Raw genomic sequence first — 26936 nt, 5'->3', positions numbered from 1 at the left:
GATGGGCCATCCATCATCGCAAATTGGCCACCAAGGCGAGTTTGCTCCAAAACTGTGACGCTCTCGCCATAGCTAATATTGCGAGACGTTTGCAATACGGCAGCTTATGACCCATGCGCGATAAAGAGCGGCCCGCCCGGATGTCGCGCGTGCGGGGTTTGGGACATAGGATCGAAATGGTAAGCCAGACGGGCGCCGCACAACGGGGCGGCGCCGCGAATGAGGAGGGGATGGTCCATGCGCGCCTTTTTGCTGCTGCTGCATCGCTATTGCGGGCTCGTCAGCCTCGCGTTTCTCGCCGTGGCCGGATTGACGGGCAGCCTGCTGGTGTTTCGGGCCCCGCTCGACCATGCGCTCAATTCCGATCTGTTTTCTGCTTCGAACCCGGTCGCATCGACGCCTCTTGACACCGTGGCCGCAATCGACGCGTTTCAGGCGGCCCATCCCGGCCTGCAGGTGACCGCTTTCCCGCTTCGCAGCGACGCCAACCGATCCATTGCGGCCGAGCTTTCCGCGAGGCCGGGCGCCATTGCCCCCGCCTTCGACGAGGTTTTTCTGAACCCCGCGGACGGATCGGTCATCGGGGGCAGGGAAACCGGGCCCGGCCTCGGTCCCCGAAATTTCGTGGCCGGGGTCGCGGATCTGCATTTCGAATTGCTAACCGGCACGCCGGGACGGTTGTTTCTGGGCGCAATCGCCGTGCTCTGGCTGCTCGCGATGATCGCGGGTCTGGTGCTGACCACGCCCGAGAAGGGGCCGTTCTGGAAAAAATGGTGGCGCAACTGGCAATTTCGCCGCTCCAGTGCGATCCCGCGCCTTTTGCTCGATCTCCACAGGGCGAGCGGCTTGTGGCTGCTCCCGTTTCTGGCCGTGCTGGCCATGACCTCGATTGCGTTCAATTTCTGGAGCGAGGCGTACGAACCTGCCGTGACGGCTGTTTCCCCGCTCGAGCATGATCTGTTCGATCAGGACGCGCCGTTTCCGCAGGGCGCCGTTCCCCGCCTTTCGTTCTCGGATGTCCTTCCGCGCGCAGAGGCCCATGCCGAAGCGATCGGCCTCGACTGGGAGCCGGCGCGGATGCTCTACCTGCCGCAGTGGAACCTGTATGGGGTCAAGTTTTCGCCCCATGGCGAGCTCAGCTATCGGCAGCTGGGACCGGTCGATCATTATTTCGACGGCGATACGGGCGAATGGCGGCATCAGGTCGATCCCTATTCCGACAGCGCGGGCCTCGCGATGATCCGCGTGGTCTATCCGCTCCACAGCGGCGAGATTTTCGGCTTTGCCTCTCTGGCGCTGGTTTTCGTACTGGGTCTCGTGACCTTTGGGCAGTCGGTCACGGGACTCTATATCTGGTGGAAGAAACGGTCTTCCCGCGTTGCGCGGCGCAAGGCCGCGAAGCAATCAAAGGGCAGCCCGCCAATATATGCAGATGCCGGGAAGGGCGCATGACACAAAGCCAGACCATCATGCCGGGCGATGACATCGATCCCGAAATCCGCCGCTTCGTCCGTGCGGTGAATGCGGAATATGAACGGCTGACCAAGGGCGGGGAGACCATTGCCGAGCGCCGGGCCATTGCCGAGAAGGTCAGGCAACCATGGCGCAGCGGCGGTCCGCAGATGGCCGAAACGATCGAGATCGGGGCGCAGGATGCAGGCGCGCCGCTGCGCATCTATCGTCCCGTGACGGACCGGCCGCTCCCGGCGCTGATCTATCTGCATGGCGGCGGGTGGACCAGTTTCAGCCTCGACACGCATGACAGGTTGATGCGCGAATACGCGGCCCGCAGCGGCGCAGCGATCATCGGTGTCGACTACAGCCTGTCGCCCGAAGTGCGCTTCCCCGTCGCACTTGACGAGATCGGCGCGGCGGTCGGATGGCTCGAAACGCATGGCGCGAATTACGGAATGGAGATGACCGATGCCATCGTCGGCGGCGATAGCGCGGGCGCGAATCTCGCGCTTGCGACGGCGATGCGGATGCGTGATGCGGGGCGGTCGCCCTTTGGCGGATTGATCCTCAACTATGGCGCGTTCGACGAACGGTTGCGAGAGAGCCACAGCCGCTACGGCGGTCCCGAATATATGCTGACCGCCGACGAGATGGACTGGTTCTGGCGCAATTACCGGGGCGATGACCGCGCGCCGCATCCCCTTGCCACGCCGCTCAACGGCAATTTCGCGGACCTGCCTCCGGCGTTCTTCTGCGTTGCGCAGTGCGATATTCTCGCCGATGAGAACCGCGAAACCGCGTCGCGAATGGCGCAGGCCGGCGTCGATGTCGCACTGCATGTCTATGAAGGCGCGACGCACAGCTTTCTCGAAGCGGTCAGCATATCGGCACTGGCGCGTGAGGCCATCGCGGATGCCGCCGACTGGATGCGGTCGATCTGGCGGCGTGGATGAGCGCAATTTCCTCCGCCGATGACGGCGCCGTGCGCGGTTTGCTCGATCAGATGCCGCTTTGCTGGATCGTGCCGCACGCCAGCCCGGCAGCGGCCTTGCTCATGCCCGTTGTCGCGGAGGGGAATGACGGGGAAGGGCCGACGACACTTCTCGGCCACCTTCCATTGCGGGTCCCGGCGGTGGAGATCCTCGTCCGCGAACCGCTTGCCTCGTTCCTTTTCCTCGGGCCGAATGCCTATGTCCCCCCGGGCATCGTGGGCCGCGACGACTGGGCCCCGACGTGGAACTTTGCATCGGCGCGGCTGACCGGTACGGTCGAGATGGACGCGGATTTGACGGAACGGTCGGTCGCGATCCTCACGCGGCTGATGGAGGGTGAGGACGGCTGGACAATGGGCCGGATGGGGCCGCGGGCCGACTTGCTTTTGACGAAGATCATCGGCTTTCGGGTAAAAATCATGGAGAGCGTGCCGTACTTCAAGCTGGGGCAGGATGAGAGGCCGTCCGACTACGCCCGCATACGGCGCCATTTCGCGAACGGCGCGCTGGGCCGGTGGATGGACCGCCTCGTCAAAAGGAAATCCGAATGACGATCCGAGAGCGAAATGAGACAGCATCTGGCCCGTTAAAGCGAGTGGTGGCCCGCACTTTCGGGTAGCCTGTCCGTTACCATGTCCCGCGTTCGCGAAAATCCCTGCTATCCCTTCATGCGCAAAAGGATCGCTGCGGCACTTGCCGCGATGCTGCTGTCCGCGTTTGGCCATGGCGCGGCGCACGCGCAGGATCTGCCAGCCGATGCACAGCCCGGGAGCGCGTTCCGGCTATCGGCTGCGTATACGGCGGAAGTCTGGCGGAACGAGGGCGGCGTCAAGGACGGCTGGCGCTATCTCGACAATCTGGATGTCGTGCTCGAGGCGGATCTCGAGCGTGCCGCCGGATGGAAAGGCGCGACCGGCCAGGTTTATGTCCTCTACAACAATGGCGCATCGCTCAGCGAGTTGACGGGTGACATTCACATCGTCAGCAATATCGAGACCGGCGTGCGCGCGCTCCGCCTGTACGAGGCCTGGATCGAGCAGGAGATCGGCGACAGGGCCAGCGTCAAGGCTGGGCTTTACGATCTGAACTCGGAATTCGACGCGCTTGAAACTTCCGCGCTTTTCATCGGCAGCGCGCACGGCATCGGGCAGGACATCGCGCAAACGGGCGAAAACGGCCCGTCGATTTTTCCGGTGACAAGCCTTTCGGTGCGCGCACAAGTGCAGATCGAGGAAAGCCTGTTGCTCAGGGCCGCGATCCTCGATGCCGTGCCGGGCGACCCGGATCGGCCGAGCAGGACTGCGATCGCTCTTGGCGACGGCGTGCTCGCCATTGCGGAAGCGGACTGGCGCATGGGAGCGCTTCGCCTGCTTGCCGGCGACTGGCGCTATTCCGAAAAGCAGGACCGGGTCGATGGCCGGGGCGAAGCATCGAGCAGCGGCGCCTATCTGCGCGGCGAAACGTGCCTGAGCGGCGCGGAATATTGCGGAATCGCGGTCTTCGCCCGTGCCGGCATCGCCTCTGGCGCAACCAATCCCTACGCCGCTTTCCTGTCCGGAGGCGTCGTCTACTCGCCTCGGGAAGGGGAGCAGGTGGGGCTCGCGGTGGTGCACGCCATAGCCTCTGACGTGCCAGCCGTCGACGAGGGGAGGGCGAATTCCGAAATTGTGATCGAGGCCACCTATGCGCGTGAACTGACGCCCTGGCTCTCGGTTCAGCCTGACCTTCAATATGTGATCAACCCGGGTGCCAGTCCCGGAACGCGCGATGCGCTCGTGATGGGGCTCAGGGTTGCGGTCGGCTTCTGACCGGTCCGACACTTTACCTTGGCCGAACGGCGGGCCCTCTTAGCGGGAAGGTACCTTTGGGGCACTGTCGGAACTGACCCACCCGATTGAAAACTGCGCGGGCGCGGGCAGGGCGTACCCATGCCCAGACTGCGAAACCATCCAGCCGGCTCCGCTGTTTCAACTCCTTGCCCGAAATCATCCGTCTGGCGGTGATGATGTATGTCCGTATTTCCGCCGGACCAGCGGAATGGCGGGGATCTGCTGGCCGTGCGCGGGATCGACATACGGCACTGCCGGGCTCCGTCAAAAGGACGGAACCTTTGGCAAATTGCGGATCGCAAGAAGGGGGAGGTGAACGCCCCGAACCATGAAACCCGCCAAACCGTGTGGGTATTTCCACCCGTCACCGGAGGTAATCAGAGTTGTGATTATGGCGTCTGTTCGATTGTCGCCTTCATTACGAAACGTGGAAGATGGCCTGTCGGAACGTGGTGTCGGCATCTTCGACGAAGCGGTCAGGCTTTGGTTGGACCCTGCCGGGCCTAGGGCTGCGGCAAGATTTCGTTAACCTTGATGAGATACTCGCTGGGCCAGGGGGACTGGCGGCTCGATGCCTACGACGATAAGTGTGGGATATGCGCATGTTGCCATTTACGGCTTCATGGCGGTGCTGTGCGTCACTCTGCTGCTGGCGTTTCAGCGCAAGCCGGCGCTGGCATGGTTAACTGCGAGCCTGTTCATCGCCACCGCAGAGGTGCTGTTGCTGGGCAGACTGACGTCCGAAGGCGCAAGGCTGGTGCTGGCAATCTGCTGTGTGCCGGTCGCCTATGCCTGTATCGGGCAAACCACGCGCCATCTGTATGCGCAAGGCCGAACTCCGCGTGCGTTTCATGGGATGATCGCTGCGATTGCGGCCGCCGGATGGGCCGCGCTGTCGGCGGGGTTGCCCGCCATCGTCGCCGTAATGATGTTCAATCTCGCCTGTGTCGTGGCGATTGCGGAAACGCCGTGGCGTATCGCACGCGCGCGCGTCCTGCACCCGATTGATTGGGCATTATTTGCGGGCGTAACCGGCGCCGGTGCGGTTTTCGCGGTCCGGCTGGTCTTGTACCCCCTCCTCTTCGACGCCCATCGGGACCTGGCCGCGATAACGGGATCGGACATCGACCGCGCGCTTCTGGCCGTTAACGGATTGCTGGCCGGGCCGATTGTGCTGTTGCTTATCGCAAAAGTGGTCGCCGGGGTCATCGCCGGCTATCGCGATCGGTCCGAGCGCGACCCGCTTACCGGGCTGGCCAATCGGACGGCTTTCGAGCGGCTGGCGCTTCAGGCGATGCGCGGGAACGGGGCGCTGATCCTGTGTGATCTTGACCATTTCAAACAGGTCAACGACCGCTATGGCCATTCCGCTTACGATGCGGTGCTGCGCCGCTTTGCCGCCCTGTTGCGCGAAACCGGGTTGAATGCGGCACGGATAGGTGGCGAGGAGTTCGCCCTGATTGCCGCGGAACGTGGGGAGATCGAGGCGGCATTCATCGCCGAGAATCTGCGCCAACGGCTTTCCAGTTCGCAATTCGAGATAATCGACGCGGATCACGTGCTGACAGCCAGCTTCGGCGTCGCGGGCTTTCAACCGCATGCGTCGTTGCAAAGCCTGATCGATGAGGCCGACAGCGCCCTTTACACCTCGAAGAACGAAGGGCGGGACCGCGTTACGTTGCACACTCCCAACCTGGTGCGACAGGCTGCGCCGCAGCGGTCTCTGGCGGAGGCCTGACGCCGCTGTGTCATGAGACAGGATGGCAAGGGTGGAACAGGTCCGGTCCAATGTTCGCGGCGGACCTTCGTCCCGGCTGCAGTCTTAAGCTTCATGATAGGAACGCTGAAGCCTCACGGATCGCCATAGGTCATGACGACCGACGGTCTCCGCTCCTGCAACGCTGCGATGTCCGGCTCCGGCTTTGAGCAGAAGCCAGAGACACGTCGCTGCGCGAACGAGCGATGCAGGGTTTCAGGGAAATGAAGTCGTTACACAAGCTCGCCTCGGTTCATGCTTTCTTTCACCACCGCTCCAACGCCGAACGTCACCTTGCCGACCGCCAAACCTACAAGACGCGCCGCTCGGCTACATTGGCTGAGCGGCAAAAGCCTGGGGTTTGAGACCCGACCGGGGAAGGGCGCCCTTCGCAAAACGGAGAGCGGTTTGCATCCGAATGACAGCGCCCGCGCATGACATCCCCCATCGCCGACATACCCGCACCATGCATCGAAGACCATTTTGCGCAGATCCCGCAGGTGACGAGGAAAAGGTCGGGACTGACCTCGACACGATGAGGCGGCGGATTCGTGTCTGGGATCGATCGCGGGCCGCGAGCCGGGATCGCCAAATCGGGAGTATCCGCGCGTCATCCGTTGATGGAGGCGGCAGCCGTGGCCGCTGTGAAACCCGCCCTTTCCCGTCCATCCGCACCGCTCTTTCGCAATCTCCAAAGACGGACCAGAGGTTGGAAGCGTAGGGCGCGTTTAAGCTCATTTTATCGTTTTTCGTTCTAGAAAAAAACAGCTTAACGAGATGGGTCGTCATACGCATGGAAAGTTCGGTTCGCTCTGCGATTTCGGTCAGGATTCCCGCCGAAGTCACGCTTCCTGCCATACCCGGCATCTACGACGAGGTGATCGCCGCTTTCGAACAGGACGGCGCGATCGAATTCGCGATCGGCGACCTGAAAACGGCCGATCTCGCCTTTGTGCAGCTTGTCGAAGCGGCCCGCCGCGACGCGCGGGCCGGCGCCAGGGATCTTCGCCTGTCCCACCCCGTGTCCCCGCCCGTCACCCAGCTTCTGCGGCGCGCAGGTTTCCTCACTCAGGCGACGTCGGACGACATCGCCTTCTGGTTCCATGGAGAAATTCCGCAATGACCGCTTCCATTCTCACGGTCGACGATTCCCCTTCCGTTCGCATGGCCATCCGCATCGCGTTGAGCGGGGCAGGTTACACCGTCACAGAGGCCGGTGACGGAGAAGAGGGCCTGGCCGCGGCCAATAATGGCAAGTTCGACATGATCGTCACCGATCTCAACATGCCGAAGATGGACGGGCTGACCATGATCCGCGAATTGCGCAAGCAGCCCGAGCAGGCGGGTGTGCCGATCATCTTCCTGACGACGGAGTCCGACGACGGGATGAAGGAACAGGCCAAGGCCGCTGGCGCCACGGGCTGGCTCGTGAAACCTTTCGTGCCCGAGAAGCTGACGAAGGTCGCGCGCAAGGTGCTCTACCGGTGAGCGAGCAGGGCCTCCCCGATCCCACGGCGACCTTCCGGATCGAAGCGGCAGATGTGCTCAACGAGGTGGAGCAGGCGCTGCTGGACCTGACCGAACGTCCCGGCGACAGGAACCTCATCGACGCGGTATTCCGCGGCCTCCACACGCTCAAAGGCTCGGGCGCGATGTTCGGGTTCGATGCGCTGGCAGGTTTCACCCATCATTGCGAAAGCGCATTCGATCAGGTCCGAAAGGGCGCGGTCGCCGCAACGCCGGAATTGATCTCGATCGTTCTCAATGCGCAGGATCGCATGCGCGCGCTTGTGGACGGCAATGTCGACGAAGAGCGGCAGAACGCCATCATTGCGCAGCTCACCGCCGCCGTGGAGGCCGCGTCGGGCGATGGCGGTGCTGGCGGGGGCGGTGCTGACGTGCCGCCTCCCGCGCAGGACGACGGGTGGCGCGTGATGTTCCGCCTCCCGCCCGAATGCATGGCGAACGGCACCAATCCGTTATTCCTCCTCGACGAACTGCGCGACCTCGGCGCGTGCGAGATTACTGCTTCCACCGACAAGCTTCCCTCCCTCGCCGACCTCGATCCGCGGGAATGCCATATTGGCTGGGATGTCGTGCTTCGGGGCGCGATCGATAAAGACGATATCGAAGATGTGTTCATTTTCGTGATGGACGACATGGAACTGTCGATCCAGCCGCTCGCCTCTCACGCCACCGACGGCACGTAGGCCGAAGCAGGAAATGCGCTGACCGCACCGACGCCGGAGGAGGCTGGACCGTCGGCGCAGATCGGCGGCACCGATGGCAGGACGGCGTCGGGAAAGCCGGCGAACGACACGCTTCGCGTCCCGGCGGAGCGGCTCGACGAATTGATGGACCGTGTGGGCCAGCTGGTCATTGCACAGAGCCGCCTTTCGCAAATCGCGCATAGCGACGTCAATCTCGCCCTCCGCTCGGTTTCCGAGGAGATCGAACGCCTGTCCGGCGAATTGCGGGATACCATGATGGTGCTGCGCATGGTGCCTGTCTCGACCCTGTTCGGACGGTTTCGCCGCCTCGTCCACGATCTTTCGCAGGAGACCGGAAAGGCGATCACGCTGACGACCGACGGGGAGGGCACCGAAGTCGACAAGACCGTGATCGAGCGCCTTTTCGATCCGCTCGTTCACATCATTCGCAATTCCTGCGATCACGGGCTCGAACCGCCCGAGGAGCGCATTGCCGCCGGCAAGCCGGAGTCCGGCAATGTCACGCTTTGCGCGCATCAGGCGGGCGGCGAGGTGGTCATCACCATCCGCGACGACGGACGCGGGATCGACCGGAACCGCGTTCGTGCCAAAGCCGAGGAAAATGGCCTGATCAAACCCGATCAGGTGCTGAGCGATCAGGAACTCCTTCAGCTTATCTTCCACCCCGGATTCTCCACCGCGGCAAAGGTCAGCAACCTGTCCGGGCGGGGCGTCGGCATGGATGTGGTCAAGCGCACGATCGACAGCCTGCGCGGAACGATCGAGGTGGCGAGCGAGCCGGGCGCGGGATCGACGATTGCATTGCGCATACCGCTCACGCTGGCGATCATCGAAGGGCTGCTCGTCCGGGTCAGCGAGGAACGCTATGTCATCCCGCTTTCCAGCGTGGAAGAATGCATCGAACTCTCGCTCGAGGACGATCTGCGCCATCGGGGGCGAAGCCTCATTTCCCTTCGCGGTACGCTTGTGCCCTTCCTTCGGCTTCGCGAACTATTCGCGAGCAGGATGAGGCCCGATCGCTTTCAGAAGATCATCGTGGTCTCCACCGGATCGGAAAGGGTCGGATTGGTGGTGGATCAGATCATCGGCAACCATCAGACGGTCATCAAATCGATGTCCGCCTTTCACCGGGGCGTGGCCTCGTTCGCCGGTGCGACCATTCTTGGGGACGGCACGGTCGCGCTGATCCTCGATGTGCCGCAACTCGTCGCGCTGACCCAGAATACGGAGGAGCGGCTTCAGGCCGCGGGATAGACCGATGACCGGACAAACCATCAAAACAGACAATGGCGAGGAATTTCTCCACTTCGAGCTTCAGGGCGAAATCTTCGCACTGGAAGCGATCGTGGTGCGCGAAATTCTCGACGTCATTTCCGCGACGGCCGTACCGGCGCGCCGGCGCTCGTGCACGAGGTCATCAATTTTCGCGGCAAGATCATCCCGCTCGCCGATTTGCGGCTGGCGTTCGACATGGAGCCGACCGCGCCGACCATCGAGAGCCGGATCGTGGTGATCGAGATCGAGCTCGACGCAGAAGAGATCTGGCTCGGCTTCCGCGCCGACAAGGTGCTCGAAGTGGCGAGCATCGCACCGTCCTCCTGCGAGGAGCCGCCGATGGTCGGGCTGCGCTGGAACCGCGATCATGTCCGTTGCCTGGCTCAGCGGGGCGACGACGTCATCATCATCCCCGACCTTCGGGCAATCTTCGAAAAAGCGTTGCACGCATCCTCCGCCAGCATCGCCGCCGCCTAGCCGGCCCAGTTCCTGAACCCGCTTATACCCGTTTTCTCTTTCGATCAGGTAGAAACCCATGAACATGTCACTGAAGATGAAGTTGGCAGCCGCCTTTTCTGCCATCCTTTTGCTGACCGCCACCCTCGGGTGGATCGGCGTCACGCAAATGCGCAATATCAACGACCAATCGACCATCATGGCCGAAAACTGGATGCCCAGCATCGATCGCATCCACAGGATCAACACGGGTGTCGCGGATCTGCGAATTCGCGAATATCGTTATGTCGAGGCTGGCGATGCTGCGAGCAGGGCCGACGACGAACGGCGCATTTCCCAAGGGCTCGAACAGCTTCAGGACCTGAGGACCGACTACGAGGCGCTGATTTCCTCCGCCGAAGAGCGGGCGGCCTATCAGGAATTTTCGAGCGATCTTGACCGCTATCTCAACATGCACGAGCAATTGATGGCCCTGTCCGCGCAAGGCCAGCAGGAGAGGGCTTCGACCGTGCTGAAGAACTCGGTCGAAATGTATCGCGAACTTGGCGATACGCTCGATACCATGGTGACCATGAACGTCGAGGGCGGGCGCGCCGCCAGCGACGCCGGCGACAGCACCTATGCCAGCGCGCGCACCCTGTTTCTTGCGCTGATCGCCATTGCTCTTGCGGTGGGCGTCGGCGCGGCGCTGCTGGTGATGCGCTCGGTGCTCAAGCAACTCGGTGGAGAGCCCGCCGCGGTTCGCGACGTGGTGCGCCAGGTTGCGGATGGCGATCTGACCATCAAGGTCGATCTCAAGGCGAACGATCGGGACAGCCTGCTCGCGTCGGTGGCCATGATGATCGACCGGCTGCGAAAGGTGATCGGCGACACGACCACCGCCGCCGATACGGTTGCCTCGGGTAGCCAGCAGATGTCGGCGAGCGCAGAGCAGGTCTCGCAGGGCGCGACCGAGCAGGCCGCCGCCGCAGAAGAGGCGTCCGCCTCGATGGAGCAGATGGCGTCGAACATCAAACAGAACGCCGATAACGCCGCACAGACCGAGAAGATCGCGCGTCAGTCTTCGACCGATGCGCAGGAAAGCGGCGTCGCAGTGGAGAAGGCGGTCGGCGCGATGCGCACCATCGTCGAGAAAATCGAAATCGTTCAGGAGATCGCACGTCAGACCGATCTGCTCGCGCTCAATGCCGCGGTCGAAGCGGCACGGGCCGGTGAGCACGGTCGCGGCTTCGCCGTGGTCGCCTCCGAAGTCCGCAAGCTGGCCGAGCGAAGCCAGGCCGCTGCGGCGGAAATCGGCTCCATGTCGACCGAAACCGTCACCGCCGCCACCGAAGCGGGCGAGATGCTGACCAAGCTGGTGCCGGACATTCGCCGCACGGTCGAACTCGTCTCCGAAATCAGTGCCGCCTGCCGCGAACAGGACATCGGGGCGAGCCAGATCAACGAAGCGATCCAGCAGCTCGATACGGTGACGCAGCAGAACGCCACCGCATCGGAGCAGATTTCCAACACCTCCGAGGAGCTGGCCAGCCGGGCCGAAAGCCTGCAAACGGCGATCGCGTTCTTCCACGTGGCCGCGGACGATGCAGCCGCTGCCATCGCCGCGCCGAAAGCGAAAAAGACCGCCCCCAAGGTCTCCGCACCCAGGGCAAAGGCGCAGGTCCGCAAGTTCAAGCCGAACAGCGTAGCCGACCAGCAGGACCGCGCGCGCGGCTTCGCGCTGGACCTGTCGAGCGGCGGGCCGGACGAGGACGACGCCAATTTCGGTCAGGCCGCATGACCGCCGCGGCCGAAACGCAGGTCGTCACCTTCGGCCTGGGGGATGAGATCTTCGCCGTTTCGGTCGGCATGGTGCGCGAAATACTGGACTATGCTCCGGTGTTTCGCGTGCCTCAGGGGCCGGAATGGCTCCTGGGCCTGACCGAGGTGCGCGGGACGGGCATTCCGACCGTGGACCTGAGGACGCGAATGGGGCTCCCGGCGCAGGATCCTACGCTTGCCACCCGCATATTGATCGTCGACCTCGCTCTGGCGGACCGCGCGGTCACGATGGGGCTTGTCGTCGATCGCGTTCTGGCCGTTCGCGCGCTTGCGTCCGAACAGATCGAGCCGGCCCCCGATATCGGGATGCGATGGCGGTCCGATTATATCCAGGGGGTGGTGAGGCTCGACGAAGGCTTCGTCATCCTGATGGACCTGGCCGCAGTCTTCTCGAACGCGGATACCGCCATGCTTCCGGGGCTTCAGATGGCCTGACCTGACTGTCCTCCTTTCGTCGACTTCGACAATTCCTGACCCGGCGGCCTTGAGGGCTCGTCGTCCGTCACCTTCGGATTTAGCGCCATGTCAACAGCAGCTCGCGCAGAACAACCGGTCTTCGACGACCAGATATCGTCGCGCAATTTCGCGCGGCTCTCCGCTCTTATCCATCAGCTTGCGGGCATCAAGATTCCGCAGACGAAGAAAACCATGCTCGAGGGTCGCCTGCGCCGCCGCGTGCGGGCCATTGGCGCATACAATCTCGATGCCTATTGCGATGCCCTGTTCGACGGCGCCGCGGGAGAGGAGGAGACGGAGCACCTCCTGAACGCCGTCACGACGAACAAGACCGACTTTTTCCGCGAGCCCAAGCATTTCGAATACATGCAAAGCACCATTCTGCCCGCGATCGGAGCGGCGGGAACGCGGCGCCTGCGGGCATGGAGCGCGGGATGCTCCACCGGTGCCGAACCCTATACGATGGCCATGGTGTTCGACGATTACGCAACGCGGAACGGTGGCCCCGAATATGGCATCCTGGCGACCGACCTCGACAGCGGCGTCCTCGAAATTGCGCGCCGCGGCATCTATCCGCGCGCGCAGGTGCAGCCGGTCCCGCCCGCCATGCGCCTGCGCTACGTGATGGAACCGCTCGACCCCGCAGCCCCGGATGTCCGGATCGTTCCGGCGCTACGGTCCGCAGTCGGTTTTGCGCAACTCAACTTCATGGATGCCTCCTATCCGGTGGGTGATCCGATGGACATCATCATGTGCCGCAACGTGCTGATCTATTTCGACCGGCCAACACAGGAGGCGGTGCTGAACCGCCTTTGCCGCAAGCTGAAGCAGGGCGGATGGATCATGATCGGTCATTCGGAAACCATTGCCGAAATGGATCTGCCGCTTCGCCAGGTCGGCAACACCACGTTTCAGAAGGTCTAGCGCAATGCCCAGCAAACGGATTCGCGTTCTCGTCATCGACGATTCGGCCAGCGTCCGGCAGGCGATGACATCCATCCTCGCCGCCGACCCGGAGATCGAAGTGATCGCCGCGGCCTCCGATCCCTTCGCCGCCGCACGCCATATTCAGGCAGAGATGCCCGATGTGGTCACGCTGGACGTCGAGATGCCGCGTATGGACGGCATCACCTTCCTGCGCAAATTGATGAGCCAGTGCCCGGTGCCGGTCGTGATGTGCTCCTCGCTGGTCGAGGAAGGGTCCGAAACCCTGCTGCAGGCGATGGAAGCGGGCGCCGTCGACGTGATTTTGAAGCCGCGCATGGGGGTGGCCGATCATCTTGTGGAATCGCACATGCGCATCCGCGAAACCGTCAAGGGCGCGGCGCAGGCGCGTCTGCGGCGCCGCTCCGCCCATCGCAAGGATGAAGGCACACAGCCGAAACTGACCGCCGATGCCATGATGCCGCCGCCGGGCGCGGGCGCGATGCGCCGCACAACCGAGATGGTCGCGTGCATTGGCGCCTCCACCGGCGGAACGGAGGCGTTACGCGAAGTGCTGGAGGCGTTGCTTACCAATTCTCCGGGCATCGTGGTGGTGCAGCACATGCCGGAAAGCTTCACGAAGGCTTTTGCAAAGCGGCTCAACACGCTCTGCAAGGTCGATGTGAAGGAAGCGCAGGACGGCGACACGGTCATGCGCGGCCATGTCCTGATTGCGCCGGGCGGCCTGCGCCACACCATGCTGGAGCGTCAGGGCGCGCGCTATTACGTTTCGGTGCGGGAAGGGCCGCTGGTGTCGCGCCACCGGCCATCGGTGGACGTGCTGTTCCGCTCCGCCGCCCGGACCGCCGGTTCGAACGCGGTCGGGATCATCATGACCGGCATGGGCGACGATGGCGCGCGCGGCCTGCTCGAAATGAAGGACGCCGGAGCGCGCACCATGGCACAGGACGAGGCAACCTCGATCGTGTTCGGCATGCCGAAGGAAGCCATCAGCCGCGGCGGCGCGCAAAAAATCGTGCCGCTCGGCCATATCGCCGGTGAATTGCTACGGGCGTGCGAACGATGACGCCCCAGATGTCCACTCTCGACGTCGAAACCCTGCCCCAGAGCGCCAGCGTCGCCGACGGAACGGGGGCGGTTTTGCGCGTGTCGAACGAGCTGGCGGCCCTTGCGGCAGGTATGGACGCCCGCTTTCTCGACGCGGGCAAGACCCTGATGAAAGCAATCGAGACGATCGATCGGCTGGTTGCGATCCTAAAGGGAATCAGCGGTGCGCTCGACGGCAATGCCGTGGTCGATGCCGTGACCACGATGAGCAGCTTGGCCGAACGGCTGAGCGGTCTGCCGGAGGCGCTGACGATACGGGAAGGCGACCTCGACGCGGCGCTGACCAATTCCGCCATGCTCAAGGATCGGGTCGACGAGGTACAGAAACTCTTCGATGTGCTCCAGATCTACGGCGTCAATACGAAGATCGCGGCCGCAGGCGAAGCGGCGTTCGTCAATTTCGTCGACGATATTGACGGACGGGTCGATCACGGCCGCGGCAATCTTCGTGAAATCTCGAACATGGTGACGGCACTGGTCCCGAGCCTTTCGGAAGCGGGCGAGGCGGTCGGGCCGCTTCGCCGCGAATGCGCGCGCATCCCGCCCACCGTTCCGGAACGCCTCGCCGAAAACGCGTGCATCCTTCGCGACCATATGGACGCCATGGGGAAGCTGGCCGAAAGCGTCCTGACCATCGCACAGGAAATACAGGGCCAGGTCGCTCTCGTTCTCGGTGCGCTTCAGGTCGGCGACAGCACCCGCCAGCGTATCGAACACGTGGTGGAAGGGCTAGGAATTCTCGATGCGCATCTCCGCCGGATGGAGCTGGATAGCGCGACGGAACGCGCAGTAAGAGCGCATGTTTACGCGCTTCTGGCCGACTTGCTGGGCCGGGCCGCGGAAGACTTCGCAGAGGGTGCCAATACGCTGCTACAGGCCCTGCGCGGTATCGGGCCCCATACCGAACGTCTCCTGTCGCTCATCGATGATCAGGCCGCAACCGAGGCGGATAGCGCCGAAGAGCGTACGATCCTGCAGAATGTCGAGCATAATATCATCGAGATGGCGGAACTCACCGACCGCCTCCATGCAACGGACCAACAATCGAACCGCCTCATCGATACGATCGCCAGGACGCTCGTCGAACTCGGGCGGAAGCTTGAAATGTTCGCCGATCTGCGGATCGACGTGCGCAACATCGCCATGAATACCTTGCTCCTGTGCCGCCGCATGAACAGCACGGGGCGCGCCGTGTTCGTAATCGCAAAGGAGATCGACCGGCTCTGCAGCGATCTCGGCATGGTTCTCGATGGCATGATCGCGTTGATCGACGATCTGTCCGAAAACAGCGTGGCGATCCAGGCCACGACCGACATGGGGGCACATCCCAGTCTCGAAGATGCACTGGCGATTGTGCGAAAGGGGTGCGACACGAACGAAACCGGGATTGAGCATGGACGCAGCGAAGCGCGCGAGTTGATCGACCTGCTTGGTCGTACCGGGACCGAACTCGCGAATGAGCTTGCGCTGGAACGCGACATGATCGCCGCGAGCGAGACACTGGCCACGGCGTCGCCGGCCGTGTCTGCCATCGATGTGGCGGAATTGTGCCCCGAAGCGCAGGACGGGTTGACCGCGATCCTTGCCGAACTCGCGCAACGCTACTCCATGGCGCAGGAACGCGAAATTCACCGCCGCCACGCCCTGCGGGGAGCAGAACATGGCGATCTTCAGATCGACACCTGCGATCCCGTAGCCGAAGAGGAGGACGATGATGATGATGACGGCCTGTTCTGACGCTCTTTAGGATGTGTTCCGGCCCGACCGGTACGGAGCCCATTGGGTATAAAGACGGCACAAGCGTATTGCGGGCGCTGTCGGCGTCCCGCTGCCGCCCGGACCATCCGGGACATCGAAGACGGTAGACAGTTCGAATCGAGGCTTTAAAAGCTGCTGAATAAAGGCCTCTAAGTATTTAAAAATATTGAAGCTTATGAAGGGAATAAAACCCTCGTCGTCAGCTTGGGAAGCTACTGCTCCATCATTGAACTACGCCCGCGTCCTATAGGGCTTTGCTGCTTGCGGAACGCCTTTCACGGCGATGGCACTGTCAGAAGGATGGCACCGCCAGCCAACTTAGTGGGCGAGGCTAGATGAGTTGCATGACGCGCCCTCGCGAACCAGCCAACCCGCTCCGGTATTCCATTCGTCGCCGGACGCAATCTGCCTGCGCGTAACGATCTGTGTCCGATTTCCGCGCCAAGAGACGCCGCGGCTTTGCCGGAGCAGGTTCGGCCCGTTGTGCGCACCAGACATTCGTGGTGAGGGGGGCAATCGGATGCGCGGCTTCCGGCATTGGAACTGGTATCTCGATAAGATCTACGTCCGCATAAACGGTGAGATGATGTACCGTCGGCGTACTGTCGATCGCGAGGGTGAGGCGCTTGAAAGCTACGGCGACAAGCCAGCCGCCTGCGCTTCATGAAGAAAAAGCGGAAACGTCACGGATCGCCGGAGGTCATCGCGACTGATGGTCTCCGCGCGTCCAAGGCAGCGATGTTCGACCTTGGCTGCGAGCCGGCGCAAGAGACAGGCCGCTACGCGAACAACAGGGAAAAAACTCACATCCGCCATTCCGAAGACGAGAGCGGGCACTGCTGCGCTTCAGGCAAATGAAGTCATTATACAAGTTCGCCTCGGTTCACAGACCCTTCCACCACCACTTCAATTCCGAACGCCACCTCGTCGACCGTCGGGCTCACAAGACCCGCCGCCCAACCGCACTGGCCCGGCGGCAAAACCTCATGGTCTGAAAAATACGCGAGGAACGGCGCACTCTGCGAAGCGGAGAGCGGTTTGCGTCCGACTGACATCTCCCATCTCGGACAAAACACGGAGAAAACGCCTAGGGAAAGAACCAAATCATGGACCGATTCAGGTGACGAGGAACGGTCACATGGCCTGAACAATAACGGATCGATCATGGCTTGATTGCATTGCAAACCGGGTGCATGGGCCGCTCGCTATGAAGGCGTTACGCAATCCGATCCGGTTGATTCCGTTGCTATTCATAGGCGCGATCGCGTTGGGCACGGCGGTGCTATGCCTGCCCATCGCAACGGCGGACGGGACACCTGCCCCCTTCCTGACCGCGGTTTTCACTGCGACGTCCGCGGTGGCGGTGACCGGGCTTATCGTGGCCGATACGCCGACCTTCTGGTCGCCGCTGGGACAGGCCGCGATCATGATCATGTTCCAGATCGGCGGACTGGGCATCATGACGGCCGCGACCCTGTTCGGCCTGATGGCGGGGCGCGGTTTCGGTCTGCGCGACCGGATGGCGACGCAGGTCGAACGCAGCCGGCTGAACCTGCTGTCGGCCTCGTCAGTCATCAAGATGATCCTGACGATCACGGTCGTCGTGGAAATGGCCGTGGCTATCATGCTGACACTCCGCTTTGCGACGCGGTGGGACATGGCTTTGGGGCAAGCGGCCTGGCATGGCTTGTTCCATTCGGTCAGCGCGTTCAACAATGCCGGGTTCTCGACCTTTTCCGACAGTCTCATGCGTTTTCACGGTGATTGGCTCATTTTGACGCCGATCGCCCTGTCGGTCGTCATTTCCGCGCTGGGTTTCCCGGTGATGGAGGATTGGCGCGAGCATGGCTGGCGCTGGCGGCAATGGACGTTGCACTCGAAGATGACGGTGGCTGGCACGCTCATCCTGCTGGCCTGCGGTTTTGTCGCGTTTGCGGCCATGGAATGGACCAACCCCGATACGCTTGGCCCCATGTCCGTCGGCGACAGGCTGCTTAATGCGGCGTTTCATTCGGTCATGCCGCGAACGGCCGGCTTCAACAGCCTCGACCTCGGTGCTGTTCGGGAACAGACGCTGATGCTCAATTACGTTCTCATGTTCATCGGCGGCGGCAGCGCGGGGACGGCGGGCGGCATCAAGATCACCACTTTCATGGTCCTGCTCGCCATCGTCCTGGCAGAGGTGTTGACGCGCCGCGACGCAGGCATGTTCGGGCGGCGTTTTGGCCATTCGATAGAGCGTCAGGCGCTGACGGTCGCCTCGCTCGCGCTTCTTCTCGTGCTATCGGCGACGGTATTCATCACCTCGGTCACGCCTTTGCCCTTGCAGGACGTGTTGTTCGAAACGATCTCCGCCTTTTCCACGGTGGGACTTTCTACCGGCATTACCGCAGACCTTCCCCCGTCCGCGCTGATCGTCCTCATATTGCTCATGTTCATTGGCCGGGTCGGCACCATCACTTTCGCGACGGCGCTGGCGATCACTGCGGCTGAACGGACCTATCGCTATCCCGAGGAGAACCCGATTGTCGGCTGATCGACGCAAACCCGTTATGGTCATCGGCCTTGGCCGTTTCGGCAGTGCCGTCGCCGGCACGCTCGAACGCATGGGGCACGAGGTGCTGGGGATCGACGTCGATCCCGAACATGTGCGCGAACACAAGGATATTCTCACCCAGGTGGTCGAGGCGGATTCGACCGAGATTTCTACCTTACGCCAGCTTGGCGGGGCGGATTTCGAAACGGCGGTGGTGGCCATCGGCACCAATCTCGAGGCAAGCCTGCTGACAGTGCTGGCGCTGGTCGATATGGGCCTGCCGAACATCTGGGCAAAGGCCAATACCGACCGCCATGGCCGCATCCTGGAACGGACCGGCGCGCACCATGTCGTTTTTCCCGAAAAGACGATGGGCGAACGGGTCGCGCATATCGTGAACGAGCGTTTGCTGGACTTTATCGCTTTCGACGGTGAATTCGCGATTGCCCGGTTGAAAGTGCCCAAGCCGATCGCCGGTCTGTCCCTGATCGGCAGCGAATGCCGCAAGAGGTTCGATGTCACGGTTGTCGGTGTCAAGCGGGCGGGCGAGGACTTTATTCACGCGGTCGCAGACACGATCGTGTTCGCGGATGACGAGCTTGTCGTGTCCGGGCGGATCAGGGACATCGAACGCTTTTCCGCGATCTGACCGGCCAAGGGCGAGCGGGTGGCACCGTCGGGGGGAGCGTACCTCCGGCAGGAGCTGCACTGTCGGAGTCGCAGAACCCCATGGCCTGAAAATAAGCCGGGAAGGGCGCACTTTGCAAAATGGAGAGCGGTTTGCGTCCGAGCTTACAGCTTCCAGACTCTCCCTAATCGGCGGGCTTCTTCCATTGCGGCAGACCAAACGCCAACGCGGCACACGTCCAACCAAAGTGTTCCGGCGTACCCTCGGCCTTGTATTTGACCACGGTGTTTCGGCTCATGCCGAGCAGGCGCGCGGTCGCGGCATCATTCAGCTCCATATGCGCAAGCCATGCGGTAAAATCTTCACCAGTCATGACAATCAAACTCCCTTTTGGTTATTGAGAAGGAGGGCAATGGTCAGTCCAGCGACACTGGCCGTCGATCCGGCGCTATCGACAGGATCGAAGAGCAAATCACGATTTTTCATCCTGCGTTCTCCTTTGCCTTGAGACAGTCGCTTGAAATCCCTTCGAGCCTATACTTTAGGCTCGATTTCGAGCAGTTGTGCAAGTCGCAAATGTTAAAATCGGAGCATTTATTTCGGGGCGATCTGAAGCGGCCCGGCGCTTCATCGCGTTAGACCTTTTCATTTGGCTGGTGCTCTTTCTGAACCAGCAAGCCCACCACACAGGTCACCGACGCAGCCCTTAAGCAGTATAGTGCATCGACCGGTCGGAGCCGTTCGTGCTTCGCAGGTTGGTTGACTATCCCGAGGCAGTAAACCAACCAAACCGGTCCGGTATTTTCGCTCTTCGCCAGACGCGATTCCATTGGTCGTCACGCTTCACCGGATGTCATTACGACAGATGGACTACGTTCCTGCAAAGCTGCGATGTCCGACCTTGGTTGTGCGGAGGCGCAGCACTACGCCAAGACCCGCGCCGAAAACCCTCAGTTGCCGTTCCGACGAAGGAACGGGCAATACTGCGCTTCAGGCGAATGGAGCCGCTACAAAGGTTTGCCTCGGTCCGCTTGGGAGCTGACCGAAGACGGGCGCAGTTAAAAAACGGAGAGCGGTATGCATCCGGTCGATATCTTCAGCCACTACAATACCGTCAGAAGGCGAAATTCACGCCCACCCGAACCGTTCGCGGGCGCAGGGGTGTTTCCTGCGCGCGGATCACCGCAAACGGGGTTCCGAAGGCAAAGCGATTGCCCTCCGTATCGGTCAGATTCGTGATCGACAGCGTACCGGCGATGTCGCCCGAACCCACACGCACGATCAACCCGCTATCGAAATAGTCCCCCTGCAGGTCGCCGAGATCCGGCCCGATTCCGAGCCTGGATTTCCCGACATAGCTGCCCCAGAGCCGCGCATCGAGATCGAGCCGCGCCGTGATCGGCCGGGAAAGCTCAAGGCCCAGCCGGCCCGAGAATGCCGCGATATTGGGGACATGGCGGGTGGCTGACGCGGGCAGGAAATAGGCCTCGTCGATCCGGCTTCGGTTGACGGTGGCCCCGCCATTCAGCCTCAGACCGTCGCCCAGCCTCACGCTTCCCGATCCGCTTGCGCTCCAGACCCGGTAGTCGCCGATATTCGCGGTGCTCGGCAGGCCGGATGCGTCGATGAAATCGGCCTGAATGTCGCTCCACCGCGTATAGGACAGGCTGGCGCCGAAATCGAAGGGGCCGCGGCCCGGTTCCCCGTGCCGTGCACCAATTTCCACGGTGGCGGTATCGTCGCGGCGGAACCGGCGCACGAACTCGTTCTCGATGCTCAGCCCGCCCGTCCGGAACCCCTCTTGATAGCGGATGTAGATACTGTCCCTCGGGGTCAGCTTTGCGAGGAGCGAGGCCGAGGGGAGAAAGGCCGACTGGTTACGGCTGACGGTGATCTGCGCGCGTTCGGCGGTCAGGGCGAAATTGGGGGAAATATCCTCCGCCCCGCCGGCGAGGCGCGCGATGGTGTAGCGTGCGCCGACCGTCCCGATCAGCCTGTCGAGCAATGCGAAGGATTTTTCGCCATAGACGGTCGCCTCGGTCACCGCGTTGGTGACGCCCGCGGTCGGACTGCGTAACGCACGCTGCTGCAACGAACGGCGCAGGGTGGTCTCATTGTCGGTCACGCTGATACCTGCGAGCCATCCTGTGCCGTTCGCCGCCTGATGCCACAGGCGCGTTTCATGCGCGATCATCCGCGTGTCGTTGCTTTGCACGAACAATCGGTCCGGCTCGCCCGGCATGGTCGCGTCGTAACGTTCCTCCAGATCCTGTGTGGCGATGGCGGTTGAGGACCGCAGGCGCGCACCGCCAAGCGTTCCCTCCACAACCGTTTGCGCATGCAGATATTCCGCGTTCGAGCCTTCCTCCACGCGGGCGGCGCTGTCGTATCCGGGGCGGTTCCGCATGGAATACTGGCTGTCGGCGACGTCGGTGAATTGACCGATGCCGATGACATCCACGGTCCAGTCATCGGCGATTTCGCGGCGCATCATCGCCCGGCCCGACAGGATCGACGTGCGGTTCACGTTCTCGCGGTTGAGGAAGGGTTTGTCGATATACCCCCCCTCGCTGATCGCATCGAGCGTCACGCGCAGCGCGGTGCGGTCGTCGATCACGGGCAAATTCGCCATGAGGGCGAGATCGCCGCTTCCCGCGCCGTGGGCGGTAACGGCGGCACCCATTGCGAGGGTTCCCGATGCGATGCCGAATTGCGGGGCGTTGGGCACCAGCCTGATGATCCCGCCGAGCGACCCTGCGCCGTAGAGCGTGCCCTGCGGCCCTTCGAGCACCTCGACGCGGTCGAGATCGGACAGGCGCAGATCGGGATCGGGCGCATTATAGCTGAGCCGGATATCGCCGAAATACTGGCCGACGGTGGCCTGTGTCGGGCCGGTGAAGCTGGAATCCGCGATTCCCCGAATGAAGAGCTTGTTGCGCCCGCTGCCGAGAGAGGTGGAGGAGACCGTCGCGACCCGCTGCGTAATTTCCTCCGTACCGCCCCTGCCGCCCATCGTCAGTTCCTCGCCATCGAGAAGCGAAACCTGCACCGGCGTATTGAGAAGCTGCAGATCGCGTTTCGTCGCGGTCACGATGATCGGGGGGGATGGGGTCGGGGCAGGCTGCACCCGCGGTCGTTGCGGAGCCGCCTGTGGGCGGAGCGCAGGGGTGCGGGGCGCGGCGCGGCGGGTGGGCCGCGGCTCCAGACGCCAGCTTGCCGAACCGATGCGGATCGCGTGCGCATCCGCCGCCTCGGCAAGGCGGAGGACCGCGGCCTCTATGCTCATCCTGCCGCGGATGCGCGGGATGCGGCGGTTGGCAAGGCGGGAGCCGGTGACGATGATGCTTGCATCGGTCTGCCGCGCGAGGGTGATGGCGGATTGCGCGGCGGTGCCCGGCGGTACGTCGACGACGCGTTCGCGCGCCTGTGCCGGGACGGCAACACTGGCGGCGACGATCGCGATAAGGGCGGGCGCGCGCCGCATGATCTAGCTCCGGTCGAGCAACCAGATATCGCCCTCTCGCCGCACGTTCAGGCCGAGAAGCGGGCCCGCCGAAGCAGGATCGCTGCGAAGCGGGTCGATCGTGACGCTCCCCGAAACGACATGGCCGTCCGCACCGCGCCCGACGCGATAGATGTGTCCCGTGGCGCGGGAAAGATCGTCCGCCACGCGGGAGAGGGGGGCGTCCTGAAACGTCAGCCGTCCCGTTGTCCATTCCCCGATCTGCGCGACGGGCATGGTGCCCCTGCGGATCGAATGTCCGTCCCTGGCGAAGACGAGCGTTTGACCGGCCTCGATCCGGGCGCCCTGTCCCGCAGGGTTGTAGATGACCGCGCCCTCAGCCACGGCGACGTCGACCTCCGCGTCCCGGACAGTCACTTCGAAAACCGTGCCGGCATCGACGAGACGTGCGCCGCCGATCTCGACCTCGAAGGGATTGTCCTCGTCATGGCGAATGTCGAAAACGGCCTGCCCCTGTTCGAGCCGGGCATGACGCGTTTCGCCCGCGTCGAGCGCGAGCCGCGTTGCGCCCGCCATCCGGATCGTGCTGCCATCCGCAAGCGCGATGTTCCGCATCTCGCCCGCTTCGGTGTGATAGACGGTGGCCCGGTCGAACCATTGCCACAGCCACAGCGCCGCAACGACAGCGAGGCAAGCCGCCATCGCCGGACCCAGCCAGCGGCGCGGAGCACGGTCGAAGACGGGCTCGAAATCGTTGGCCGGAACCGGGGGCGACACCGATCCCGGTGCGGTGGACCGCAGCTCCGCGGCAAAAGCCTGTGCGCCATCGGCCGCCGCCGCCATCGTCAGATCGTAGGCGCGCGCATGATCGGGCGATTGTTCGAGCCACGCTGTGAACGCGCCCCAATCGTCGAAGTCGTCCTCGACCGTGCGGACCGCCCAAGCCGCCGCCTCGTTCCGCACCGTGTCATCGATCGTCATAGATTGTCGCTCCTGCCATTAGACGGAGTCCCCCCGATCAATCCTCATTCCAATGCTCTTTCAGATCGCTCAGGGCGCGGTAGGCCGCGCGCAGATCGCTTTCGACCGTGCTGATGCTCACGCCGAATTCTTCGGCAATGACGCGCTGCTGAATGCCGTCGACGCGGCTGCGCCGAAAGATCGCGGCGGTTCTTTCCGGCAAGGTGGAAAGCGTGTCTTCGACCTTGCGTGCAAAATCCTGCCCCGTGACGATCCGTTCGATCGAAACGGCACCGCCCGCCGCGAAATCGCCGCCCGTCTGGCTTTCCGCCCAGGCGGCCTCGCGCACCGACGACTGCCGCCGGGAACGGTAACGGTCGATCATGACCGAGTTTGCGGCACGATAGAGATAGGCAAGCGGTGTGCCCACCGGCACCTTCTGCGCCCGGTCGATCCTGAGCCAGACATCCTGAAGCACATCCTCTGCATCATCGCCGGCCCCGCGCGCCCGGAGAAAGCGCAGGATCGTATCGCGATGCGCAATAAAGACCGCTTTCAATCCATTATGAGGATGACCGGAGTTTGCCACCGCCAACTTTCATTCGCTTGCGAACCGAACATCGACCGTGCGCCATGCGCATTCCCTTGCGGGCATCGAACGTCGTGGTGCCGAAACCGCCCTGCACACCGGGCGGCCTTATGAGACATGGCCGATGGGTGCAAGAGCGCAGATGGCTCACCCGCGTGATGGCCGCGTGGCCGCACCGTCGCAAAGTGCATGTCCGCATGTATCGCGATCGTTGAGATTCGCACTGCGCGGTTTTCGCTGCTGGAGATCAAGGCTTTCGGCAGCCGTCTCCGTCATGAGTTTCGATGCTACCGCAAAGATCCCCGAACCGCATGGGCGGTGATGTCCCGCTGCTGTTCGACGTAACACGTCTCGTGGCACTGCGCTGGAGCGGGCGGCCCGCGAACGGGATCGACCGCGTAAGCCTTGAATATCTCCGCCATTTCGGGGGGCGGGCGCGGGCCGTTGTGCAACATCGCGGTGTCGTGCGGACGTGGGACGCGCGAGGTTCGGCGCGCCTGTTCGAATTGCTGGGCGAGCATCGGCCCCGCTCGCCGCGCGGTCGTATCGCCATGCATATGGCCAAAGGTCTCGCACGATCGCACGCCGGTATTGGCGGCGGCGTGTATCTCAATGTCGGCCATACCGATTTCGACCTTCCGGCCCATGTCGCGTGGACCGGGCGACACGGCTTGCATGCGATCTATCTGATCCACGACCTGATCCCGATCCGGTTTCCCGAACATTGCCGCCCCCATGCGGTGCGCCGCCATACGGAACGGGTTCGCATGGCGTTGCGGCACGGGGCGGGGATCATCGTCGGCAGCGCGGCGGTGGAGCATGACCTGCGCGAACAGGCCGCGCGCTGGCGCCTGACGCCACCGCCGATCCTGCGCGCGCCGCTGGCGGGCGCGCCGCTTGCCGCCACGGTGCCGTCAACCGATGCGACTGCCGGTCATTTCCTATGCGTCGGCACCATCGAAAGCCGCAAGAACCATCGTCTGCTGCTCGACCTTTGGGAGCGGCTGCGGGCCCGTTTCGGCACGGCGGCTCCGCATCTGATCGTGGTCGGGCGCTTCGGGCATGGGGCGGAGGCGTTTCGCCGCGGTCTTGCCATGTCGGGCCATGCGGGCGGCCATATCACCATCGTCGAAGATTGCGACGATGCCCGGCTCGCCGCGTTGATGCACGGTGCGCGCGCAATCCTGATGCCGACCCTGGCCGAGGGGTTCGGCCTGCCCATGGCCGAGGCGCTGGCGCAGGGCGTGCCTGTCATCGCCAGCGATCTGCCCGCGCTGCGCGAGGTGGGGCAGGGGCTGGCCTGCCTGATCGCGCCCGACGACCGCGACGCCTGGGAGGCGCGGATTGTCGCCTTTCATACGGATGCGGACGTCCGCAAAAGCCATGCCGATGCCCTGCGCGCCTATCGCCCGACCCGCTGGACCGATCATTTCGACGCGGTGGAGCGCTGGATGCCCATGATCGCGGCGCGTGCGGTTGCAAACCCGTCCGCCGGTCGCGCCGGGATCGGCCCGCGCACCGCTTTCGCGCCCAGCGGCCAACCCTTTTGAACCGAGACCGACACGTGCCCTTTCGTTTGAACCAGCCCCGGCCCTTTTTCCTTGCGCCGCTGTTCCTTGCCGCCGTGGTCGTTCCCACGATGCTGGCGTTCGTCTATTTCGCATTCCTCGCCAGCGATATCTACGTGTCCGAGGCGCGGTTCGTCGTGCGCAGCCCGGCCAAGGTGGCGGCAACCTCGCTCGGCCAGATGCTCAGCGGGAGCGGCCTCGGCGGGGCGAGCGAGGAAAGCAACGCGGTCGTCGAATATCTGGAATCGCGCAGCGCACTCGACGACGCGAACCGCGACGGGCTGCTGAGCCAGGCCTATACCGCCGGCGATATCTTCCTGCTCGATCGGTTCGGCGGGCTTCTGCCGCCCAATCAGGAACGGTTCTTCGATTATTACCTCGATAAGGTGGAGCTTGAACCCGATCCCACGACGCAGGTTCTGCATCTGCGGGTGAGCGCCTTCGGGCCCCAGGATTCGCAGCGCATCGCCGAACGCCTGCTCGAACGTTCCGAGGATCTGGTCAATCGATTATCCGGAAGGGCGCGTGCCGACGCTCTGCAAGTGGCCGAAAGCGACGCGCGCGAGGCGCAGGAACGGGCGCGGGCGGCGGCGGTCGAACTGGCCAATTATCGCAGCCGCACCGGTATCATCGACCCGGAAAAAGAAGCGATCGCAAGGCTTGAAAGCATCGCACGGCTCGAGGACGAGATGATCTCCGCCCGCAGTCAGCTCGACCAGTTGCGGCAATTCACGCCCCAGGCCCCGCAAATCCCCTATCTCCAGAGCCAGGTCGAAACGCTCAACCGGGAAATAGAGCGGCGCCGGTCGGGCGTTGCGGGACGTCGCGGCTCGCTGTCATCGGCGGGCGCCCGTTATCAGGTGCTTCAACTCGACAGCGAGCTTGCCGCCAAGCAACTGGCCGCGGCGATGGTGTCGCTCCGCGATGCGCAGGCCGAGGCGCGGGGCAAGCGCGCCTATGTCGAACGGATCGCCCCGCCCAGCCTTCCCGACTACCCCATCCGCCCGCGGCGGATCGGCGGGGTGCTGGCGGTATTCGTCCTTGGCCTGCTTGCATGGGGCATCCTGACCGTGCTGCTGGCGGGCGTGCGCGAACATCGCGAGGGTTGATC

The 26936-nt window shown here is 63.3% G+C and carries 22 protein-coding genes and 1 pseudogene; 19 read left to right on the top strand and 4 right to left on the bottom strand.

All coding sequences use genetic code 11. From position 1 onward, the window contains the following. Window positions 1–237 precede the first annotated feature (237 nt). From JD971_RS00505 to JD971_RS00425, 17 genes and pseudogenes are all read left to right on the top strand, one after another. Window positions 238–1452 carry a PepSY domain-containing protein gene (locus JD971_RS00505; protein ID WP_202085182.1) on the top strand — a complete coding sequence of 405 codons (1215 nt, stop codon included), beginning with the start codon at window positions 238–240 and terminating at the stop codon, window positions 1450–1452. Further along, window positions 1449–2408 carry an alpha/beta hydrolase gene (locus tag JD971_RS00500; protein ID WP_202085180.1) on the top strand — a complete coding sequence of 320 codons (960 nt, stop codon included), beginning with the start codon at window positions 1449–1451 and terminating at the stop codon, window positions 2406–2408. Before JD971_RS00505 ends, JD971_RS00500 begins: the two co-directional genes overlap by 4 nt. Next, entirely contained in the window at window positions 2405–2998 is a 594-nt protein-coding gene (locus JD971_RS00495; RefSeq protein ID WP_202085178.1) for an FMN-binding negative transcriptional regulator, read from the top strand. The genes JD971_RS00500 and JD971_RS00495 overlap by 4 nt, the downstream gene beginning before the upstream one ends. A 117-nt stretch (window positions 2999–3115) precedes the next feature. Further along, window positions 3116–4255: a carbohydrate porin gene (locus JD971_RS00490; protein WP_236672181.1), complete on the top strand. Its 1140-nt coding sequence runs from the start codon at window positions 3116–3118 to the stop codon at window positions 4253–4255. Between the two features lie 592 nt (window positions 4256–4847). Then, on the top strand, window positions 4848–6014 hold the full coding sequence (locus JD971_RS00485; protein ID WP_202085176.1) for a diguanylate cyclase: 1167 nt from the start codon (window positions 4848–4850) through the stop codon (window positions 6012–6014). 811 nt (window positions 6015–6825) lie between these two features. Next, window positions 6826–7155 carry an STAS domain-containing protein gene (locus tag JD971_RS00480; RefSeq protein ID WP_202085174.1) on the top strand — a complete coding sequence of 110 codons (330 nt, stop codon included), beginning with the start codon at window positions 6826–6828 and terminating at the stop codon, window positions 7153–7155. Next, window positions 7152–7520, top strand: coding sequence for a response regulator (locus JD971_RS00475; protein ID WP_202085172.1), 369 nt, complete (start codon window positions 7152–7154; stop codon window positions 7518–7520). The genes JD971_RS00480 and JD971_RS00475 overlap by 4 nt, the downstream gene beginning before the upstream one ends. Next, window positions 7517–9517: pseudogene (locus JD971_RS00470) on the top strand (chemotaxis protein CheA). Before JD971_RS00475 ends, JD971_RS00470 begins: the two are co-directional and overlap by 4 nt. A gap of 150 nt (window positions 9518–9667) precedes the next feature. After that, the gene (locus JD971_RS00465; protein ID WP_236672180.1) at window positions 9668–10015 is read left to right on the top strand and encodes a chemotaxis protein CheW; all 348 of its coding nucleotides are present in this window, start codon (window positions 9668–9670) and stop codon (window positions 10013–10015) included. 58 nt (window positions 10016–10073) lie between these two features. Then, the gene (locus tag JD971_RS00460) at window positions 10074–11774 is read left to right on the top strand and encodes a methyl-accepting chemotaxis protein (protein WP_202085170.1); all 1701 of its coding nucleotides are present in this window, start codon (window positions 10074–10076) and stop codon (window positions 11772–11774) included. After that, window positions 11771–12250 (top strand): chemotaxis protein CheW, encoded by a 480-nt coding sequence (locus JD971_RS00455; RefSeq protein ID WP_202085168.1) that lies wholly within the window; start codon window positions 11771–11773, stop codon window positions 12248–12250. The genes JD971_RS00460 and JD971_RS00455 overlap by 4 nt, the downstream gene beginning before the upstream one ends. Window positions 12251–12337: 87 nt before the next feature. After that, window positions 12338–13195, top strand: a complete 858-nt coding sequence (locus JD971_RS00450; protein ID WP_202085166.1) for a protein-glutamate O-methyltransferase CheR — start codon at window positions 12338–12340, stop codon at window positions 13193–13195. Between the two features lie 4 nt (window positions 13196–13199). After that, window positions 13200–14282, top strand: a complete 1083-nt coding sequence (locus JD971_RS00445; RefSeq protein WP_202085164.1) for a chemotaxis response regulator protein-glutamate methylesterase — start codon at window positions 13200–13202, stop codon at window positions 14280–14282. Beyond that, window positions 14279–16060, top strand: coding sequence for a hypothetical protein (locus JD971_RS00440; protein ID WP_202085162.1), 1782 nt, complete (start codon window positions 14279–14281; stop codon window positions 16058–16060). Before JD971_RS00445 ends, JD971_RS00440 begins: the two co-directional genes overlap by 4 nt. 684 nt (window positions 16061–16744) lie before the next feature. Further along, window positions 16745–16939 (top strand): hypothetical protein, encoded by a 195-nt coding sequence (locus tag JD971_RS16365; protein WP_236672179.1) that lies wholly within the window; start codon window positions 16745–16747, stop codon window positions 16937–16939. Window positions 16940–17288: 349 nt separating this feature from the next. Further along, on the top strand, window positions 17289–18617 hold the full coding sequence (locus JD971_RS00430) for a TrkH family potassium uptake protein (RefSeq protein ID WP_202085160.1): 1329 nt from the start codon (window positions 17289–17291) through the stop codon (window positions 18615–18617). Then, window positions 18607–19266, top strand: a complete 660-nt coding sequence (locus JD971_RS00425) for a TrkA family potassium uptake protein (RefSeq protein WP_236672178.1) — start codon at window positions 18607–18609, stop codon at window positions 19264–19266. The genes JD971_RS00430 and JD971_RS00425 overlap by 11 nt, the downstream gene beginning before the upstream one ends. Before the next feature lie 163 nt (window positions 19267–19429). Here JD971_RS00425 and JD971_RS00420 read toward each other — a convergent pair whose 3' ends face one another. The 4 genes from JD971_RS00420 to JD971_RS00405 all read right to left on the bottom strand — a co-directional run bounded on the left by JD971_RS00420 (window position 19430) and on the right by JD971_RS00405 (window position 24227). Continuing rightward, window positions 19430–19618, bottom strand: a complete 189-nt coding sequence (locus JD971_RS00420; RefSeq protein ID WP_202085158.1) for a hypothetical protein — start codon at window positions 19616–19618, stop codon at window positions 19430–19432. 741 nt (window positions 19619–20359) lie between these two features. After that, window positions 20360–22729 carry a TonB-dependent receptor gene (locus JD971_RS00415; RefSeq protein ID WP_202085155.1) on the bottom strand — a complete coding sequence of 790 codons (2370 nt, stop codon included), beginning with the start codon at window positions 22727–22729 and terminating at the stop codon, window positions 20360–20362. Between the two features lie 3 nt (window positions 22730–22732). Then, on the bottom strand, window positions 22733–23689 hold the full coding sequence (locus JD971_RS00410) for a FecR domain-containing protein (RefSeq protein ID WP_202085153.1): 957 nt from the start codon (window positions 23687–23689) through the stop codon (window positions 22733–22735). A gap of 37 nt (window positions 23690–23726) precedes the next feature. Beyond that, window positions 23727–24227: an RNA polymerase sigma factor gene (locus JD971_RS00405; RefSeq protein ID WP_236672177.1), complete on the bottom strand. Its 501-nt coding sequence runs from the start codon at window positions 24225–24227 to the stop codon at window positions 23727–23729. A gap of 341 nt (window positions 24228–24568) precedes the next feature. Here JD971_RS00405 and JD971_RS00400 point away from each other — a divergent pair, with 341 nt between their 5' ends. Beyond that, the gene (locus JD971_RS00400; RefSeq protein WP_202085149.1) at window positions 24569–25807 is read left to right on the top strand and encodes a glycosyltransferase family 1 protein; all 1239 of its coding nucleotides are present in this window, start codon (window positions 24569–24571) and stop codon (window positions 25805–25807) included. A 14-nt stretch (window positions 25808–25821) separates the two neighbouring features. Beyond that, window positions 25822–26934, top strand: coding sequence for a hypothetical protein (locus tag JD971_RS00395; protein WP_236672176.1), 1113 nt, complete (start codon window positions 25822–25824; stop codon window positions 26932–26934). The last annotated feature ends 2 nt before the right edge of the window (window positions 26935–26936 follow it).

Origin of the sequence: Croceicoccus sp. YJ47 (assembly GCF_016745095.1) — a bacterium.
Taxonomy (GTDB): Bacteria; Pseudomonadota; Alphaproteobacteria; order Sphingomonadales; family Sphingomonadaceae; genus Croceicoccus.
This window is presented reverse-complemented; position numbering and strand designations above follow the sequence as displayed.

What these genes read in the sequence shown, in the direction of transcription:
- JD971_RS00505 (WP_202085182.1), top strand. Translation starts at nt 238, where the DNA reads ATGCGCGCCTTTTTGCTGCTGCTGCATCGCTATTGCGGGCTCGTCAGC.
- JD971_RS00500 (WP_202085180.1), top strand. Translation starts at nt 1,449, where the DNA reads ATGACACAAAGCCAGACCATCATGCCGGGCGATGACATCGATCCCGAA.
- JD971_RS00495 (WP_202085178.1), top strand. Translation starts at nt 2,405, where the DNA reads ATGAGCGCAATTTCCTCCGCCGATGACGGCGCCGTGCGCGGTTTGCTC.
- JD971_RS00490 (WP_236672181.1), top strand. Translation starts at nt 3,116, where the DNA reads ATGCGCAAAAGGATCGCTGCGGCACTTGCCGCGATGCTGCTGTCCGCG.
- JD971_RS00485 (WP_202085176.1), top strand. Translation starts at nt 4,848, where the DNA reads ATGCCTACGACGATAAGTGTGGGATATGCGCATGTTGCCATTTACGGC.
- JD971_RS00480 (WP_202085174.1), top strand. Translation starts at nt 6,826, where the DNA reads ATGGAAAGTTCGGTTCGCTCTGCGATTTCGGTCAGGATTCCCGCCGAA.
- JD971_RS00475 (WP_202085172.1), top strand. Translation starts at nt 7,152, where the DNA reads ATGACCGCTTCCATTCTCACGGTCGACGATTCCCCTTCCGTTCGCATG.
- JD971_RS00460 (WP_202085170.1), top strand. Translation starts at nt 10,074, where the DNA reads ATGAACATGTCACTGAAGATGAAGTTGGCAGCCGCCTTTTCTGCCATC.
- JD971_RS00455 (WP_202085168.1), top strand. Translation starts at nt 11,771, where the DNA reads ATGACCGCCGCGGCCGAAACGCAGGTCGTCACCTTCGGCCTGGGGGAT.
- JD971_RS00450 (WP_202085166.1), top strand. Translation starts at nt 12,338, where the DNA reads ATGTCAACAGCAGCTCGCGCAGAACAACCGGTCTTCGACGACCAGATA.
- JD971_RS00445 (WP_202085164.1), top strand. Translation starts at nt 13,200, where the DNA reads ATGCCCAGCAAACGGATTCGCGTTCTCGTCATCGACGATTCGGCCAGC.
- JD971_RS00440 (WP_202085162.1), top strand. Translation starts at nt 14,279, where the DNA reads ATGACGCCCCAGATGTCCACTCTCGACGTCGAAACCCTGCCCCAGAGC.
- JD971_RS16365 (WP_236672179.1), top strand. Translation starts at nt 16,745, where the DNA reads ATGAAGAAAAAGCGGAAACGTCACGGATCGCCGGAGGTCATCGCGACT.
- JD971_RS00430 (WP_202085160.1), top strand. Translation starts at nt 17,289, where the DNA reads ATGAAGGCGTTACGCAATCCGATCCGGTTGATTCCGTTGCTATTCATA.
- JD971_RS00420 (WP_202085158.1), bottom strand. Translation starts at nt 19,618, where the DNA reads ATGACTGGTGAAGATTTTACCGCATGGCTTGCGCATATGGAGCTGAAT.
- JD971_RS00415 (WP_202085155.1), bottom strand. Translation starts at nt 22,729, where the DNA reads ATGCGGCGCGCGCCCGCCCTTATCGCGATCGTCGCCGCCAGTGTTGCC.
- JD971_RS00410 (WP_202085153.1), bottom strand. Translation starts at nt 23,689, where the DNA reads ATGACGATCGATGACACGGTGCGGAACGAGGCGGCGGCTTGGGCGGTC.
- JD971_RS00400 (WP_202085149.1), top strand. Translation starts at nt 24,569, where the DNA reads ATGGGCGGTGATGTCCCGCTGCTGTTCGACGTAACACGTCTCGTGGCA.